Source organism: Novosphingobium sp. HII-3 (genome assembly GCF_002916655.1).
In the GTDB taxonomy this organism is placed as follows: Bacteria; Pseudomonadota; Alphaproteobacteria; order Sphingomonadales; family Sphingomonadaceae; genus Novosphingobium; species Novosphingobium panipatense.
The window spans coordinates 1-15007 of record NZ_PPSM01000028.1 but is presented as its reverse complement, the minus strand read 5'-3'; the positions used below and the strand labels follow the sequence as shown (position 1 = coordinate 15007).

At 66.0% G+C, this 15007-nt stretch carries 15 protein-coding genes and 1 tRNA gene; 11 read left to right on the top strand and 5 right to left on the bottom strand.

From position 1 onward, the window contains the following. The first annotated feature begins 21 nt into the window (after window positions 1-21). The 3 genes from infB to rbfA all read left to right on the top strand — a co-directional run bounded on the left by infB (window position 22) and on the right by rbfA (window position 3985). Window positions 22-2793 (top strand): translation initiation factor IF-2, encoded by a 2772-nt coding sequence (infB, locus tag C2R25_RS11895; RefSeq protein WP_103729414.1) that lies wholly within the window; start codon window positions 22-24, stop codon window positions 2791-2793. Between the two features lie 124 nt (window positions 2794-2917). Then, the gene (locus C2R25_RS11890) at window positions 2918-3454 is read left to right on the top strand and encodes a DUF1697 domain-containing protein (RefSeq protein ID WP_103729413.1); all 537 of its coding nucleotides are present in this window, start codon (window positions 2918-2920) and stop codon (window positions 3452-3454) included. A gap of 138 nt (window positions 3455-3592) precedes the next feature. Then, a complete protein-coding gene (gene rbfA / locus C2R25_RS11885; protein ID WP_103729412.1) occupies window positions 3593-3985 on the top strand; it encodes a 30S ribosome-binding factor RbfA in 393 nt (130 codons plus the stop codon). A gap of 78 nt (window positions 3986-4063) precedes the next feature. Here rbfA and C2R25_RS11880 read toward each other — a convergent pair whose 3' ends face one another. Further along, window positions 4064-5671: a DUF1963 domain-containing protein gene (locus C2R25_RS11880; protein ID WP_103729411.1), complete on the bottom strand. Its 1608-nt coding sequence runs from the start codon at window positions 5669-5671 to the stop codon at window positions 4064-4066. A 143-nt stretch (window positions 5672-5814) separates the two neighbouring features. Between C2R25_RS11880 and C2R25_RS11875 the strand changes: the two genes are divergently transcribed. The 5 genes from C2R25_RS11875 to pnp all read left to right on the top strand — a co-directional run bounded on the left by C2R25_RS11875 (window position 5815) and on the right by pnp (window position 10664). After that, entirely contained in the window at window positions 5815-6405 is a 591-nt protein-coding gene (locus C2R25_RS11875; protein ID WP_103729410.1) for a thymidine kinase, read from the top strand. A 73-nt stretch (window positions 6406-6478) separates the two neighbouring features. Then, window positions 6479-6985: a DUF2239 family protein gene (locus tag C2R25_RS11870; protein WP_103729409.1), complete on the top strand. Its 507-nt coding sequence runs from the start codon at window positions 6479-6481 to the stop codon at window positions 6983-6985. Further along, window positions 6985-7890 carry a tRNA pseudouridine(55) synthase TruB gene (gene truB, locus C2R25_RS11865; protein ID WP_103729408.1) on the top strand — a complete coding sequence of 302 codons (906 nt, stop codon included), beginning with the start codon at window positions 6985-6987 and terminating at the stop codon, window positions 7888-7890. Before C2R25_RS11870 ends, truB begins: the two co-directional genes overlap by 1 nt. Window positions 7891-7895: 5 nt before the next feature. Then, complete coding sequence (rpsO, locus tag C2R25_RS11860; RefSeq protein WP_103729407.1) at window positions 7896-8165, top strand: 30S ribosomal protein S15; 270 nt, start codon at window positions 7896-7898, stop codon at window positions 8163-8165. Window positions 8166-8366: 201 nt separating this feature from the next. Further along, on the top strand, window positions 8367-10664 hold the full coding sequence (pnp, locus tag C2R25_RS11855; protein ID WP_103729406.1) for a polyribonucleotide nucleotidyltransferase: 2298 nt from the start codon (window positions 8367-8369) through the stop codon (window positions 10662-10664). Between the two features lie 103 nt (window positions 10665-10767). On the opposite strand, the gene C2R25_RS11850 is transcribed toward pnp, so the two are convergent. Continuing rightward, window positions 10768-11247 (bottom strand): hypothetical protein, encoded by a 480-nt coding sequence (locus C2R25_RS11850; protein WP_103729405.1) that lies wholly within the window; start codon window positions 11245-11247, stop codon window positions 10768-10770. 119 nt (window positions 11248-11366) lie between these two features. On the opposite strand from C2R25_RS11850, the gene C2R25_RS11845 reads away from it, so the two are divergent. Next, window positions 11367-11777 carry a hypothetical protein gene (locus C2R25_RS11845; RefSeq protein WP_146049653.1) on the top strand — a complete coding sequence of 137 codons (411 nt, stop codon included), beginning with the start codon at window positions 11367-11369 and terminating at the stop codon, window positions 11775-11777. A gap of 61 nt (window positions 11778-11838) precedes the next feature. On the opposite strand, the gene C2R25_RS11840 is transcribed toward C2R25_RS11845, so the two are convergent. Together C2R25_RS11840 and C2R25_RS11835 are read right to left on the bottom strand one after the other, a co-directional pair. Then, window positions 11839-12513 (bottom strand): peptidylprolyl isomerase, encoded by a 675-nt coding sequence (locus C2R25_RS11840; RefSeq protein ID WP_103729403.1) that lies wholly within the window; start codon window positions 12511-12513, stop codon window positions 11839-11841. A gap of 15 nt (window positions 12514-12528) precedes the next feature. Beyond that, window positions 12529-13230, bottom strand: coding sequence for a GcrA family cell cycle regulator (locus tag C2R25_RS11835; protein ID WP_103729402.1), 702 nt, complete (start codon window positions 13228-13230; stop codon window positions 12529-12531). A 96-nt stretch (window positions 13231-13326) separates the two neighbouring features. On the opposite strand from C2R25_RS11835, the gene C2R25_RS11830 reads away from it, so the two are divergent. Next, window positions 13327-14220, top strand: a complete 894-nt coding sequence (locus tag C2R25_RS11830; protein ID WP_103729401.1) for an ABC transporter permease — start codon at window positions 13327-13329, stop codon at window positions 14218-14220. Between the two features lie 51 nt (window positions 14221-14271). Here C2R25_RS11830 and hspQ read toward each other — a convergent pair whose 3' ends face one another. Beyond that, complete coding sequence (gene hspQ / locus C2R25_RS11825) at window positions 14272-14652, bottom strand: heat shock protein HspQ (RefSeq protein ID WP_103729400.1); 381 nt, start codon at window positions 14650-14652, stop codon at window positions 14272-14274. A 153-nt stretch (window positions 14653-14805) separates the two neighbouring features. Between hspQ and C2R25_RS11820 the strand changes: the two genes are divergently transcribed. Next, window positions 14806-14895: transfer RNA gene (locus tag C2R25_RS11820), tRNA-Ser, on the top strand. The last annotated feature ends 112 nt before the right edge of the window (window positions 14896-15007 follow it).

Below are 15007 nucleotides of genomic sequence, written 5' to 3'. Positions count from 1 at the left end.
CGAAGGGCGAAGACGAGAAATATGAGCGAGACCGACAACAAACCGACCCTGGGCCGCAAGCCGCTTGGGCTTAAGCGCTCGGTGGAAGCGGGTGAGGTCAAGCAGACCTTCAGCCACGGCCGCACCAACAAGGTGGTGGTCGAGGTGAAGCGCCGCAAGCTGATCGGCAAGCCCGGCGAGGGCGAGGCTGCTCCGGCTCCCGCGCCCGAACCGAAGGCTGCCGCTGCTCCGGCACCGGCTCCGCAGCCTGCTGCGCCGCGTCCCGCTCCGCCGCCGCCGCCGGTCAAGCGTGCCGCGCCGTCCAACGAAACCCCGCAGGAGCGCGTTGCGCGCCTCCAGCGCGAGGCAGAGGAAGCACGCCTCCAGATGCTGGAGGAAGCGACTCGCCGCGAGCAGGAAGCACGCCTGCGCGCCATCGAGGAAGAGAAGCAGCGCGCCGATGCCAACCGCCGCGCCGAAGAGGAAGCCGCTGCGGCCGCCAAGGCTGAAGCAGACGCCGCCGCCAAGGCTGCCGAACCCGCTCCCGCTCCGCAGGAAGCCCCGGCTCCGGTCGAGACCCCGGCTGCGGCTGCCGAAGCACCCGCGGACAAGCCCGCTGAAGCGGCGCCCAAGGCGCCTGCCGCGAAGGCCGCCGAGCCCGCGCGCGCACCCGCTCCGGCGGCGACCCCGGTTCCCGCACCGCGTCGCTTCACTCCGGTGCAGCGCCCTGAACCGCGCCGTCCCGAACCCGCAGCTGCGGCGGGCGCCGCTACGGCAGCGTCGGCAGGCTCGGGCGGCGGCAGCGCTGCTGCGCCCAAGGCTCCGGCCGGTGCCAAGAAGGGCGCTGCGACCGCGTCGTCGCGTCCGGGCTCCAACCAGCAGAGCGATCGCAATGCCAAGGGTGGCGATCGTCGCCAGGCCGGCAAGCTGACCGTCAGCCGCGCGCTCAACGACGACGAGGGCGCCCGCGCCCGTTCGCTCGCCGCCCTGAAGCGTGCACGTGAAAAGGAACGCCGTTCGAGCTTCAGCGGCCGTTCGCAGCCGCGCGAGAAGCAGGTGCGTGACGTCATCGTCCCCGAGGCGATCACCGTTGCCGAGCTGGCGAACCGCATGGCTGAAAAGGCAGCGGATCTCGTGAAGTCGATGTTCAAGATGGGCATGATGGTCACCGTCAACCAGACGATCGACCAGGATACGGCGGAGCTGCTGGTCGAGGAATTCGGCCACAACATCCAGCGCGTGTCCGAGAGCGACATCGACATCGACCACACCACGGACGTCGATCCGGAAGAGACGCTGAAGCCGCGTCCGCCGGTGGTCACGATCATGGGCCACGTCGACCACGGCAAGACCTCGCTGCTCGACGCGCTGCGTGGCACCGATGTCGTGCGCGGCGAAGCGGGCGGCATCACCCAGCACATGGGCGCCTACCAGATCAAGACCAAGGGCGGCGACTTCGTCACCTTCCTCGACACCCCGGGCCACGCCGCCTTCACGCAGATGCGTATGCGCGGCGCCAACGTCACGGACATCGTGGTGCTGGTGGTAGCGGCCGACGACGGCATCATGCCGCAGACGGTCGAGGCCATCAATCACACCAAGGCCGCGGGCGTGCCGATGATCGTCGCGATCAACAAGTGCGACAAGCCGGAAGCCAACCCGCAGAAGGTGCGTGAGCGCCTGCTCGAACACTCGATCGTGGTCGAGGAAATGTCGGGTGACGTGCAGGACGTCGAAGTCTCGGCCAAGACCGGCAAGGGTCTGGACGAGCTGATCGAGAAGATCCTGCTCCAGGCCGAACTGATGGAGCTCAAGGCCAATCCGGACCGCATGGCCGAAGCCACCGTGATCGAAGCCAAGCTCGACAAGGGCAAGGGTCCGCTCGCGACGGTGCTGGTCAACCGCGGCACGCTCAAGGTCGGCGACATCCTCGTCGTCGGCACGGAGAGCGGCCGTGTGCGCGCCATGCTCGACGACAAGGGGCGCCAGCTCAAGCAGGCTCCGCCCGCGATGCCGGTGGAAGTGCTGGGCATCGGCGGCGTGCCGATGGCCGGTGACCTGCTCACCGTCGTCGAAAGCGAGCAGCGCGCCCGCGAGGTGTCGGCCTACCGTCAGGAACAGGCGACCGCGAAGCGCACGGCGATGGCACCGGCAAGCCTCGATACCATGTTCTCGGCCCTCGCCGACAAGCAGAAGGTCATCGAGTACCCGGTCGTCGTGAAGGCGGACGTGCAGGGTTCGGTCGAGGCGATCAACGCCGCGCTCCACGCCCTCTCGAACGACGAGATCAAGGTGCGCATCCTGAACTCGGGCGTCGGCGCGATCACCGAAACCGACGTGACGCTGGCGGCTGCCAGCGGCGCGCCGATCATCGGCTTCAACGTCCGTCCGAACGCCAAGGCCCGGGAACTGGTCGAGAAGACCAAGACGCCGATGATGTACTACGACGTCATCTACGAGCTGACCGCAGAGGTCGCGAAGCAGATGGCCGGCATCTGGGGTCCGGAGCGCATCGAAACGGTCGTCGGCCGCGCCGAAGTCAAGCAGGTCTTCCCGGCCGGCAAGCGCGACAAGGCCGCTGGTTTGCTGGTCCTCGAAGGCTACATCCGCAAGGGTCTCAGCGCGCGTCTCACCCGCAACGACGTCATCGTTTCGGCAACGACGATCGCCTCGCTGCGCCGCTTCAAGGACGATGTGGACGAAGTCCGCGCCGGTCTGGAGTGCGGTGTGGTTCTGGCCGACACGAACGACATCAAGGCGGGCGACCACCTCGAAGTCTTCGAAGTCAGCCACCGCGAACGCACCGTGGGCTGAGCCCGGGCTTCACAGCAACACTGACAGGGCGGCCATCGTCGGGAAACCGGCGGTGGCCGTTCCGCTTTTCCGGCACTGCCCGCTGTGGCAGGCTCGGGGGCGGAAAGACTGAGGACGAGATTGCATGACGCGCTACTGCGCCTTCTTCGCGGCCATCAACGTCGGGGGCAACCGGCTGACGATGGCGGACCTGCGCTACGCCTTCGAGCGGGAGGAGTTCGAGAACGTCGAGACCGTGGTGGCCAGCGGCAACGTCCTGTTCGACTTCGACGAGCGGCCGACCGAGGGGCTGGAGGAACTCTTTGCGTACATGATGAAGGACCGGTTCGACATGACCACCTTCGCCGCCGTCCGTACCCGCGAGGAGGTCCGCTCGGCCGTGGAGGACAACCCGTTCACCGGCATCGGCCAGGATCATTTCGTGCACACGCTGTTCCTTGAACGCGATGCCGATCCGGAGCACTTCGACAGGATGGTCGCGGACCATTCCGGCAGAGGGCCCGAGAAGATCGCGCTGGGGCCGCGCTGCCTCTACATTGATTATGTGGATGGCGTGGGCGGCTCGAAACTGACGAGCGCCTTCATCGAGCGGCGGCTCGGTTGCCGGGGTACGGCGCGGAACGTGCGTTCGCTGGCGCGGATCCACAGCAAGATGGGATGATCCTGCGCCGCGTCAGACAAGCCGGAGCAGGCCCCGCCTTTGACGCGGGGTTGCATCCGCGATAACGGCAAATCCCGGGCGGGGAGCCGTAACACTCTGTTGCAAAATAGCGCGGGCCGCCCAAATGGACGCATCACGATGGCAAAACACCAGACTACTCCCGAACAGCACTCCGTCCGCCTCCTGAAGGTGGGTGAGCAGGTGCGCCATGTCATTTCAGAGATACTCACCCGCCAGCAGGTTCACGACGAGGTGCTGACGGCGCATTCCGTTTCCGTGACCGAGGTGCGCATGACGCCGGACCTGCGGCAGGCGACCGTTTACGTGAAGCCGCTGTTGGGCCAGGACGAGGAGGTCGTCCTCAAGGCGCTGCGCACAAACACCGCCTTCTTCCAGCGCGAGGTGGCGCAGCGGCTCAAGCTCAAGTTCGCGGCGAAGATTCGTTTCCGCTCGGACGAGACGTTCGACGAAGCCAGCCGGATTGACGCGCTGCTGAACGACCCGCGCGTGAAGCGGGACCTGGAGGACTGAGGGAAACCGCCCTGCCGTTGGCTTCGGCGGGGCAGGTGCGGCCAGGGGGCCAGCGCCGTGGATCCGTGGTTTTCGGCCTTACGGGAGTTCCTCGAAGGTCACCCGCGCCGCGCTCCAGTCCTGCGCGGCGAGCGAGACAGGATCGATCCGGAAACGCCAGACGCCGTTCTCCGGCCAAGACCATTCCACGAGATCGTCGTAGCCCAGCTGGAGCAGGAGGGTGTCACCCCCGTCGATGTCGAGCATCCGGTGCTGGTGTACGGGCGGCAGCCGGTACTCCCGGTTGATGCGGCGCAGGATCGGATCCGGCAGGGCCACCAGCATTTCCGGCGGACCCACCATCATGGCGCGCAGCGAAATCGTCGCCAGTTGCGCTAGCGTACCGGGCACGCGGTCCTGCACGGCCGCACCGTAGCGTTCATGAACCTCGGCGAGGATGTCACCGACGATCGTCAGCTCGTCGGGTGTTAGCTGCGTCATGGGGTCACGCCCGGCGACGAACTGGTCCAGCGCGTCGACCATGGCGGGAAGCGCGGCGCATTGCTCCTGCAGGAGGGCAAAGTCGGCATCGAGCTGCTCGGCGATTTCCTGCGCGTCTTCCAGGGCATAGGGCACAGCGACGGAATCGATGCGCAAGCGCGCGAGTTCCGCATGCTGGCGCGCCATTTCATCGCGGCGCCGCGCCAGGAGAGCGGGGCTTTCGTCCCTGGCGTCCTGCAGCCTGTCGGCCAGGTGGATGACCGAATGCCACCATAGCGTTTCCAGCGGGGCACCGACGCCGGCTGCGTAGAATGGATGGTCGCGCAAGGGCGCGTAGCGGCGCAGTTGCTGCACGAAGGCGTCCTCGTCCGCAGGATCGGGGAGGTCGAGCGCGGCGGGGGTGACCGGCCAGAAGGGGAAGAACCAGCGAGTCAGTCGCGATGCCCGCAGCGGGAAAGGTGAGCCGCCCTCCTCGTAGGCGGGTGGCAGGCCGTCAGGCGGGTCGCTGAAGTCGTGGACGCCTTCGGGCACCGGTACGACTGCGCCCTCTCCTAGGAAGAAGGCGAGAGAGCCGGTGGTCGGGAGCGGCGTGTCCGCGCGGGCGGCGGCCAGTTCCGCAAGGCTGATCTGTGCCGCGAAGGGCAGCGGGATTCCGGCGGTGTCACGGGGCCAGGGGCGATCGCCCAGACGCGGCAGGCCGCCCAGCCAGCTTTGATCCATGAACCAGTCGCGATACCGTTCGCGTGGCTTGCGGATCAGCGCGATCGGGGTGGCCGGGGGAGGAAGCGGTGGCGGAGCGGCCGGCGCGGGGGGCGCTTCGGGAGGCTCCTCTTCGGTAGCAGGTCCTGCGGCCGGGAAGGCGAGCTCCGGCTCCTCCAGGGCAGGTGCCGAAGGCTCGCCGCCCGGCGCTGGAGATGCGGTGTCCTGCGAAGAGGAATGACGCGCGCGCGACCGATGGTCCTGCGCCGGCCGGGCGGTGGCGGGGGCGCGGGGGCCGGCTTTTACCGCCAGGGCGGCGAGGACGGCGAGCCCGATCCCGGCCATCAGCAGCGCGAAGACGGCGGCGGAGCGACCCTGCATTTCAAGGACGCGCTGGCCAAGGGGGTCGAAAGGCGCGAAATCGCCGCCCAGCGGGATCAGCGCCAGCCAAGCCGCGATCGTGGCGGGCAGCGCGAAAGCTGCCAATGCGGCAAACAGTCTCTTCATGCGTCCGCGCGCTCCATCCGGTGCTCCCTTGTGGCCCCTCTTGCTCTTTGTTCGCTGTGGTGGACTGTTAAGGGCAATCGAGCCGGGGAGAAGCCCGGCAAGGCGCGTGCGTCGCCCCGGAGGCGGTGTTATCCCCAGAACCGATGGCCAAGCTCTATTTCTACTATGCCAGCATGAACGCGGGCAAATCGACCACGCTGCTGCAGGCGAACTTCAACTACCACGAACGTGGCATGCGCACGATGCTGTGGACCGCCGCGATCGACGACCGCAGTGCGGAAATGGGGACCGACCACGCGATCGAGAGCCGCATCGGCCTCCACGCCGCCGCGCACCGCTTCGATCCGGGCACCGATCTTTTGCAACAGGTGCGTGCAGCGCACGCGGTGGAGCCGATCTCCTGCGTGCTGGTGGACGAAGCGCAATTTCTCACCCCTGAGCAAGCGTGGCAGTGCGCGGACATCGCCGACAAGGCCGACATTCCCGTGCTTTGCTATGGCCTGCGGACGGATTTCCGGGGAGTGCTGTTCCCCGGCGCCGCCGTGCTGCTGGGGATAGCCGATGCGCTGGTGGAGCTGAAGGCGGTGTGCCACTGCGGGCGCAAGGCCTCGATGAACCTGCGGGTGGACGAAAGTGGCGCCGCCGTCAGCGAAGGCGCCCAGACCGAGATCGGCGGGAACGACCGCTACGTCGCACTCTGTCGCCGCCACTTCAGCGAAGCGCTCGGTCGCTAGCCACTATATTTTACCCGGGTGAATTGACCTTTTGCGCCCGGCGAAATAGTGGGGCTTGCGAAAGGAAGCTGGCATGACCGTGACGGTGTTCTACAAGGACGAGGTGATCGCGCGCGGCGAGCCGGGCGCCTTCACGCAAGCCTTGCGCGATCTGGGGCCGCTTTCGCGCAGCAGCGATCTTCTCGCCTTCGATGACGATACCGGCCGGCAGGTTGACCTCGACCTGACCGGGAGGGCCGCGCCCCGGCCCCGGGGTCGCCCGTCGCTGGGGGTGGAGGCGCGCGAAGTGACGCTGCTCCCCCGCCACTGGGGATGGCTGTCCACGCAATCGGGCGGAGCTTCCGTGACCTTGCGCAAGCTGGTGGAAGCCGCCATGCGCGCCGGGCGCAGCGAGCGGGATTGCCTTGACGCGGCGTATCGGTTTCTCACCGTCATGGCGGGCGATCGCCCCGGGTACGAGGAAGCGATCCGCGCCCTCTACTCCGGCGACCGCGAGAACTTCGACGCGCTTTGCGTCCTTCTGCCCACTGCCGTTGCCGAGCATGCCCGCAAGCTCGCCTGGCCCAAGGAAAGCCTCTGATGCCGCACGGCTGGATCATTCTCGATAAACCCCTGGGACTGGGCTCCACCCAGGCCGTCGCCGCCGTGAAGCGCAACCTGCGCGAGGCGGGATACGGCAAGAAGGTCAAGGTCGGCCACGGCGGCACGCTCGATCCGCTTGCCTCCGGCATTCTCCCGGTGGCGCTGGGGGAGGCGACGAAGCTGACCGGCCGCATGCTGGACGCGAGCAAGGCCTATGAGTTCACGGTGCGCTTCGGCACCGAGACGGAAACGCTCGACCTCGAAGGCGCCGTGATCGCCAGCAGCGATGTGCGGCCAACCGCCGCTGAAGTGGAGGCGGTGCTGGCGCGGTTCACCGGGCCAATCGAACAGGTTCCGCCTGCCTACTCCGCCCTGAAGGTCGACGGGGAGCGGGCTTACGATCTTGCGCGCTCGGGCGTGGCGGTCGAGTTGAAGGCGCGGGCGGTGACGATCTTCGAGCTGCGGCTGCTGCGTTTCGACGAGGCGGAAGGGGCGACCCTTCTGGCGAAAGTCTCGAAGGGTACTTATATACGCAGCCTCGCGCGGGATATCGCGCGAGGCCTGGGGAGCTGCGGCACGGTCACCATGCTGCGCCGGATCCAGGCCGGCCCGTTCGACCTGTCTCACGCGATTTCGCTGGACAAATTGAACGAAATCGGCAAGGGCGCTCCGCTTGAACAGATACTCTTGCCGCTGGAGGTGGGGCTGGACGACATCCCGGCCATCGACCTCGATCCGGAGCAGGCAAGGGCGGTCCGACAGGGCCGCGTTCTGACCGGAATGCCCCATGAAGACGGGCTTTACTGGGTGAGGCAAGGGGTAACCCCCGTCGCGCTGGTCGAGCTTTCGGACCACGAGGTCCGTGTCGTCAGGGGGTTCAATCTCTCGGATGTCGCGGAGTAGAAGACATGTCGGTTACCGCTGAAAAGAAGCAGGACATCATTTCGGACAACGCTCGCGCCTCTGGCGACACGGGCAGCCCGGAAGTTCAGGTCGCGATCCTCACCGAGCGCATCAAGAACCTGACGGAGCACTTCAAGGCGCACCACAAGGACAACCACTCGCGTCGCGGTCTGCTGGCCATGGTCAACAAGCGCCGCTCGCTGCTGGACTACCTGAAGAAGAAGGATGTGGCGCGCTACAACGCCCTCATCCAGAAGCTCGGTCTGCGTAAGTAAGATCGACATGGAAGCGGCCCCCAGCGGGCCGCTTCTTGTATGCGGGCGGCGCATGCGATCGCATCTGTCGCTCACCACACGGGTATCTCCGCAATCCGGCGGAGGGCCCTGGGGCCTGACAAAGCCCCGCACCGGACCGGGACGGTATCCCCGGCAGTAAGCCCCGCAAGGCAATAGGGCCTGCGGGTCGAGGAATTGATAATGTTCGACGTAAAGACCGTAAGCATGGAGTGGGGCGGCAAGACCCTCACCCTCGAAACCGGCCGCATCGCCCGTCAGGCCGATGGCGCCGTTCTCGCCACGTATGGCGAAACCGTTGTGCTCTGCGCGGTGACCGCCGCCAAGTCGGTGAAGGAAGGCCAGGACTTCTTCCCGCTGACCGTGCACTACCAGGAAAAGTTTTCCGCAGCCGGCCGCATCCCCGGCGGCTTCTTCAAGCGTGAGCGCGGCGCGACCGAAAAGGAAACGCTGACCAGCCGCCTGATCGACCGTCCGGTCCGCCCGCTGTTCCCCGAAGGCTTCTACAACGAGATCAACGTCATCGCTCAGGTCCTGAGCTTCGACGGTGAGACCGAAGCCGACATCGTCGCGATGATCGCGGCTTCGGCTGCCCTGACGATCTCGGGCGTTCCCTTCATGGGCCCGATCGGCGCCGCACGCGTCGGCTTCGTCGACGGCGAGTACACGCTGAACCCGAAGCAGACCACGGCTCTTGAGGAAGGTCGCCTCGACCTCGTCGTCGCCGCGACCGGCGATGCCGTGATGATGGTGGAATCGGAAGCCAAGGAGCTGACCGAGGAAGAGATGCTGGGTGCCGTCGTGTTCGCGCACGACGAGATCCGCAAGGTCGTCAATCTCATCATCGATCTCGCAGAGCAGGCCGCCAAGGACCCCTGGGACATCGACCTGTCGGACAACACCGCCGACATCAAGGCGAAGCTCAAGAAGGCCGTCGGCAAGGACATCGCCGCTGCCTACAAGCTGACCAACAAGTCCAAGCGCTCGGACGCGTTGAACGCGGCCCGCGCCAAGGCGAAGGAAGCTTTCTCGGACGAGACGCCGCAGACCCAGATGGTCGCCATCAAGACCATGAAGAAGCTGGAAGCGGAAATCGTGCGTGGCGCCATCCTCAAGGACGGCAAGCGCATCGACGGCCGCACGCTTGAACAGGTCCGCCCGATCGAGGCGATCGTCGGCTTCCTGCCCCGCACGCACGGTTCCTCGCTGTTCACGCGCGGTGAGACGCAGGCGATCTGCACCACCACGCTGGGCACCAAGGACGCCGAGCAGATGATCGACGGCCTCGAAGGCCTGTCGTACTCGTCGTTCATGCTGCACTACAACTTCCCGCCTTACTCGGTCGGTGAAGTGGGTCGCTTCGGCGCCCCTGGCCGCCGCGAAGTCGGCCACGGCAAGCTGGCATGGCGCGCGCTGCACCCGGTGCTGCCTTCGAAGGAAGACTTCCCCTACACGATCCGCGTTCTCTCGGACATCACGGAGTCGAACGGTTCGTCCTCGATGGCCACCGTCTGCGGCGGTTCGCTCTCGATGATGGACGCCGGCGTGCCGCTGGTTCGTCCGGTGTCGGGCATCGCAATGGGCCTGATCCTTGAGGGCAAGGAATTTGCCGTTCTCTCGGACATCCTGGGTGACGAGGATCACCTCGGCGACATGGACTTCAAGGTCGCGGGCACCGAAGCGGGCATCACCACGATGCAGATGGACATCAAGATCGCCGGCATCACGCGCGAGATCATGGCCAAGGCGCTGGAGCAGGCGAAGGCCGGCCGCGCGCACATCCTGGGTGAAATGACCAAGGCTCTGGGTTCGTCGCGCACCGAACTGTCGGCACATGCTCCGCGCATCGAGACGATTCAGATCGACAAGTCGAAGATCCGCGACGTCATCGGCACCGGCGGCAAGGTCATCCGCGAGATCGTCGCGGAGACCGGCGCGAAGGTGGACATCGACGACGAAGGCGTGATCAAGATCTCGTCCTCCGACATCAACCAGATCGAAGCCGCCAAGAAGTGGATCCTCGGCATCGTCGAGGAAGCGGAAGTCGGCAAGGTCTACAAGGGCAAGGTCGTCAACATCGTCGACTTCGGCGCCTTCGTGAACTTCATGGGCGGCAAGGACGGTCTCGTCCACGTGTCCGAAATGAAGAACGAGCGCGTGGAAAAGCCCACCGATGTCGTGAAGGAAGGCCAGGAGGTCTACGTCAAGGTCCTCGAAATCGATCAGCGCGGGAAGGTTCGCCTGTCGATGCGCGTCGTCGATCAGGACACCGGCGCCGAGCTGGAAGACACCCGTCCGCCCCGCGAACCGCGTGAACCGCGCGGCGATCGTGGCGAAGGTGGACGCGGTGGCGACCGCCGTGGTCCGCGCCGTGACGGCGGTGGCCGTGGCGGCGATCGCGGTCCGCGCGGTCCGCGTCGCGACGGCGGTGGTGAAGGTGGCAACCCGAACCACATGCCCGCCTTCCTCAAGGAAGACTGATCGGGTCACTCCGGTACGGAAAACGAGGGGGTCGCGCGAAAGCGCGGCCCCTTTTTCGTTGCAGCGCCCGGGGCGGAGGCCCGGCGGCCTGCACGGGTTGAGGTTAACGGGGCCTCTCGGATGGCGCAGGAGGGGGCGGCGGAGGAGGAGGCGTGATGCTCTTCGTACAGAAGCCGAACTCGGAACAGGCTCCCCAGTCCGGGACACCCGCGAAGCGGATCTGGAGATGCACGTCGACGTGGGACAGCTGGCCCGCAAGCGCCTTCGCGCTCGATGGCGCCATGCGGAAGGCTTCAGCCACCCCGATCAATTCGGAAGTGTAGGGACCTGCCTGCTCCGACGCCCGCAACAGCGAACACTCTGCGAGCAGGCCTTCCCTCTTCACCTTCCCACATCGGATCTCAGCGTGGAGGTAGGCTTTGCCAGGGGTGGTGAAGATCCGCTCAAGTATCGTTATCGGCGGCTCTCCGGCCCAGACGATCGGTTCCGCCGAGCCGTCCCTCCTGACTGCTTTTCCAACGGCATCGGCATAGACGTCTTGCTCGGGGAGGAAGGCGGCAGCGGCCAGGAGCCAAAGAGACATCGATACCCCCAGGTTGGGTGCAGTTTCGGATGAGGTTAGCGTGCAATAACCATACTGGCCACATCTGACGTCAGACGCAGCATCCTGCTGAAATGCGCTCGCGTTTTCGATGCACGATGATGACCGGGCGTGATAATGCCTGCGGGATGGTGCCAGGTGAACAGATCAATCCTGCGGATTCGGACGAGAGCCTCGTTGAAGAAGAGAGCGTCCGGGAGGACGTGACGGCCTTCGGTTACCTGAGCATACTTCTCCTGCTGCCGACGCTGGCTTTCGGAGCTGTCTTTTCTGCCCTTCTCGATCTTCCGGGCTGGACTGTCCTCCTTCTCGCGGTTCCGGTGCTGCTGGCTCCGAGGCTCTATGCCCTCTGGCGCCTTGACCAATCCTCGCTGCGGGTGAAAATTGCAGGTGTCTTCCCGTCGCGGGCGGCGCGGCGGAAGTGGTTGATCATCGCCGCCGTCGTGATCCTTGCCCAAATGCTGGCGCATGTTCTGGCGCCTCACGTACTCGGGTCTGCTCCGGGTTGGTGATGCCTGTCAGGCCGGGGGAACCCTGCACAACGATTGCCGCCTCAACTCGCGGGCGCGGGCGTTATTGTCCTGCAGGTGGCGCCTTGGTGCGGCGGGCGCTGATTATCTTCACGTCCTGCTCGAGGATCTGGCCCTTCATCACACCTTCGCCCTTGGTGGCGGAACGCGGCAGGCTCCAGATCGTACGCACGACATCCATGCCCGACGCCACGTGGCCGAAGGCGGCAAAGCCGGCGCCGGGATCGGTGCCGTCGTTGCCCGGCCGGGCATCAAGGGACGGCATGTCTGACAGCAGGATCAGGAAGTCGGCCTGTGCGGAGCCGGGCGCAAAGCGAGCCATAGAGACGGTGCCCGCGACATGCTTGATGCCGCTCCTGCTGTTCGGCTCATGCGCCACCGGAGGGAGCAGGTTTGCGCCGTTTCGTACGCCGCCCTGAAGCAACCCCTGTGCCGGATCATGATCGAGATGCATGGCGCGGTAGAACACTGCGCCGTCCATCTTGCGCCCATCGACGTACTTGAGGAAGTTGGCCGTGGTCAGCGGCGCGTGGGTCTTGTCCAGCGCCAGCGTGACGACGCCTTGCGGCACCGTCAGCGCGACATAGACGTATTCCGCCGGAGCAGGAGCAGGAGCGGCTTGAGGCGCTGCCGGAGCCACAGGTGCGGCATCCTGCGCAAGGGAAGGGGAGAAGGCGAGCGGCGCTGCCAGAAGGGCAAGCGCCGCGCGAAGCCTCATCCCCGGCCCCATTAGTCAGCGAACCCGAGGGCCGCCGAACGGCAGTGGCGGCGGCGCACGACGCGCGCCGCGCGGCAACTGCGCCTGATACGCACGGCCGCAATGCTCCACGCAGTACGGGAAGCCGGGGTTCACCTTCTCACCGCAGAAGTGGAAGTCCGGTTCGCCCGGGTGGCCCATCGGCCAGCGGCAGATGCGATCGTTGAGGTCGAGCAGGCTGGTCTTGCCGGCGATTTCTGGGCTCGGCTTGGCCGGGACGAGACGGCGCGGCGGCGCGGGCGGGATCGGCTGCTGCTGGTCACCCGGGCCCTGCCGCAGGAACCCGCCGGGGCCGACGGACACGATGCGCGGCTGTGCCGGGGTGGCGGGTGCGGCATCGGCCGCAGGCGCCACGGGCTGTGCTGGCGCGCGCGGAGCCGGAGCCTGCGGGGCCGGCGCGGCAGCGCGTGCGGCGGGTGCTTCGGCGCGGGGCGCGGGAGCCGGCTCAGGCGCCGGCGCAGCTTCGACGGGTTTGGGCTTCTTCGGAGCGGGGGCCGGGCGTGCGGGCTTGTCGTTCGCCTTTACCGGGGAAGGACGCGCCTTGAGGCCGAGGCGATGGGCCTTGCCGATCACCGCGTTGCGGCTGACGCCGCCAAGCTCGTCCGCGATCTGGCTGGCGGTTGCCCCGCCTTCCCACATCTTGGTCAGCTTCTCGATCCGCTCGTCCGTCCAGCTCATTCCAGTTCCATCTTACGAAGCGAAGCGATCACAGAATCGCCTCAGATTTCCAAGCGCCGCTTGCCTCGGAAGGCTTCAGCCGATAGTCGCCGGACCATGGCCGATCAACCCCATTCGACTGAGCTGCCGAACGCCCCGGGAGCTTACGACCCCGCTGACGGCTCGAAGCGCCGTTTCCCCACGAAGGGAGAGCCGATCATCCACCAGGTGAACTGGGTGGGGCTCAAGACCCTTTATATGAAGGAGGTGCGGCGTTTCTTCAAGGTCCAGACACAGACGATCTGGGCGCCCGCCATCACGACGATGCTGTTCCTCGTCATCTTTTCCGTTGCATTGGGCCGTGGCGGACGGGAGGTCTTGGGCGTGAACTTCGCGACCTTCGTGGCGCCCGGCCTGATCGTCATGGGCATGATGCAGAACGCCTTCGCCAACTCCAGCTTTTCCTTCCTGGCCGGCAAGGTGCAGGGCACCATCATCGACTTCCTCATGCCCCCGCTGACCGAGGGCGAACTGATGGTGGCGATGATCGGCGCGGCTGTTACGCGGGCGGTGCTGGTGGGGCTGGCGCTGGTGGCCGCGATGTTGCTGTGGCCGGGCGTCGACCTGTCTGTCGCGCACCCGTGGGCAGTGGTCTGGTTTGGTCTGGCAGGTTCGGTGTTCCTGGCGCTGCTCGGGCTTCTCTCCTCGATCTGGGCAGAAAAGTTCGACCATAACGCGGCCGTCACCAACTTCGTCATCGCGCCGCTGTCACTTCTGTCGGGCACGTTCTACGTGATCGACAACCTGGCGCCCGCGTTTCAGACGATCAGCCGGGCGAACCCCTTCTTCTACATCATTTCGGGCTTCCGCTTCGGCTTCCTGGGCCAGAGCGACATCGGCGATACCAACATGGCGGTGCTGCACAGCGCGATCGGCGTCGGGCTGCTTGACGCCGCGATGGCGGTGCTGGTGTTCCTGGTCCTGCGATCGGGCTGGAAGCTCAAGGGCTGACGCCGGCGCAGGCGGCCCCGGCATCGCGCGCCAGCTCTCGATTAAGGCCTCTCAGTGCGCGAGGCCACGCCGCAACGGGTAGCGGCCGTTGCTGTAATCGTCGAACAGCTCCGACAGGGACGGGTGCTCTACCGGACCGCCCTCCGCGTCGGCCGTGAGGTTCTGCTGGCTCACATAGGCAACGTAGCTGGAATCGCCGCTTTCGGCGAGCAGGTGGTAGTAGGGTTGTTCGCGCTCGGGCCGGACTTCGGCAGGGATCGACTGATACCATTCTTCGCTGTTCGCAAAGACGGGATCTATGTCGAATACCACCCCGCGGAAATCGTGATGCCTGTGCCGCACGATGTCTCCGATCGCGAAACGCGCGCGCGTACGAAGCGGTGCATCGATCACGCGTCCGGCCTGAGGCGAAAAGAAGGACGCTCTGTTCATGGCTCCCGTCTAGGTTTGCTGCCTTAAGCAAACAAGCAGGAAGCGTTGCCAGTTCCCGTTTTTTGAAATGAGGGCTTGGCAAGCCCGAACAAGTCGGCTAACGGCGCGCTTCCCGACCCGGTGGAACCAGTTTCCACCGCACACGTCTCGAGCGGAGAGGTGGCAGAGTGGTCGAATGCGCCGCACTCGAAATGCGGTGTACGGGTAACCGTACCGTGGGTTCGAATCCCACCCTCTCCGCCACTTACCCGTATTCCGTGGTCCACAACAGTCTACGAACCCTTGATTTTCAGCGGTTTTTGATGGCATCTAGGCCGGTCATGGTCTCGGGTTGTCTACTGCCGTCAACTCAATG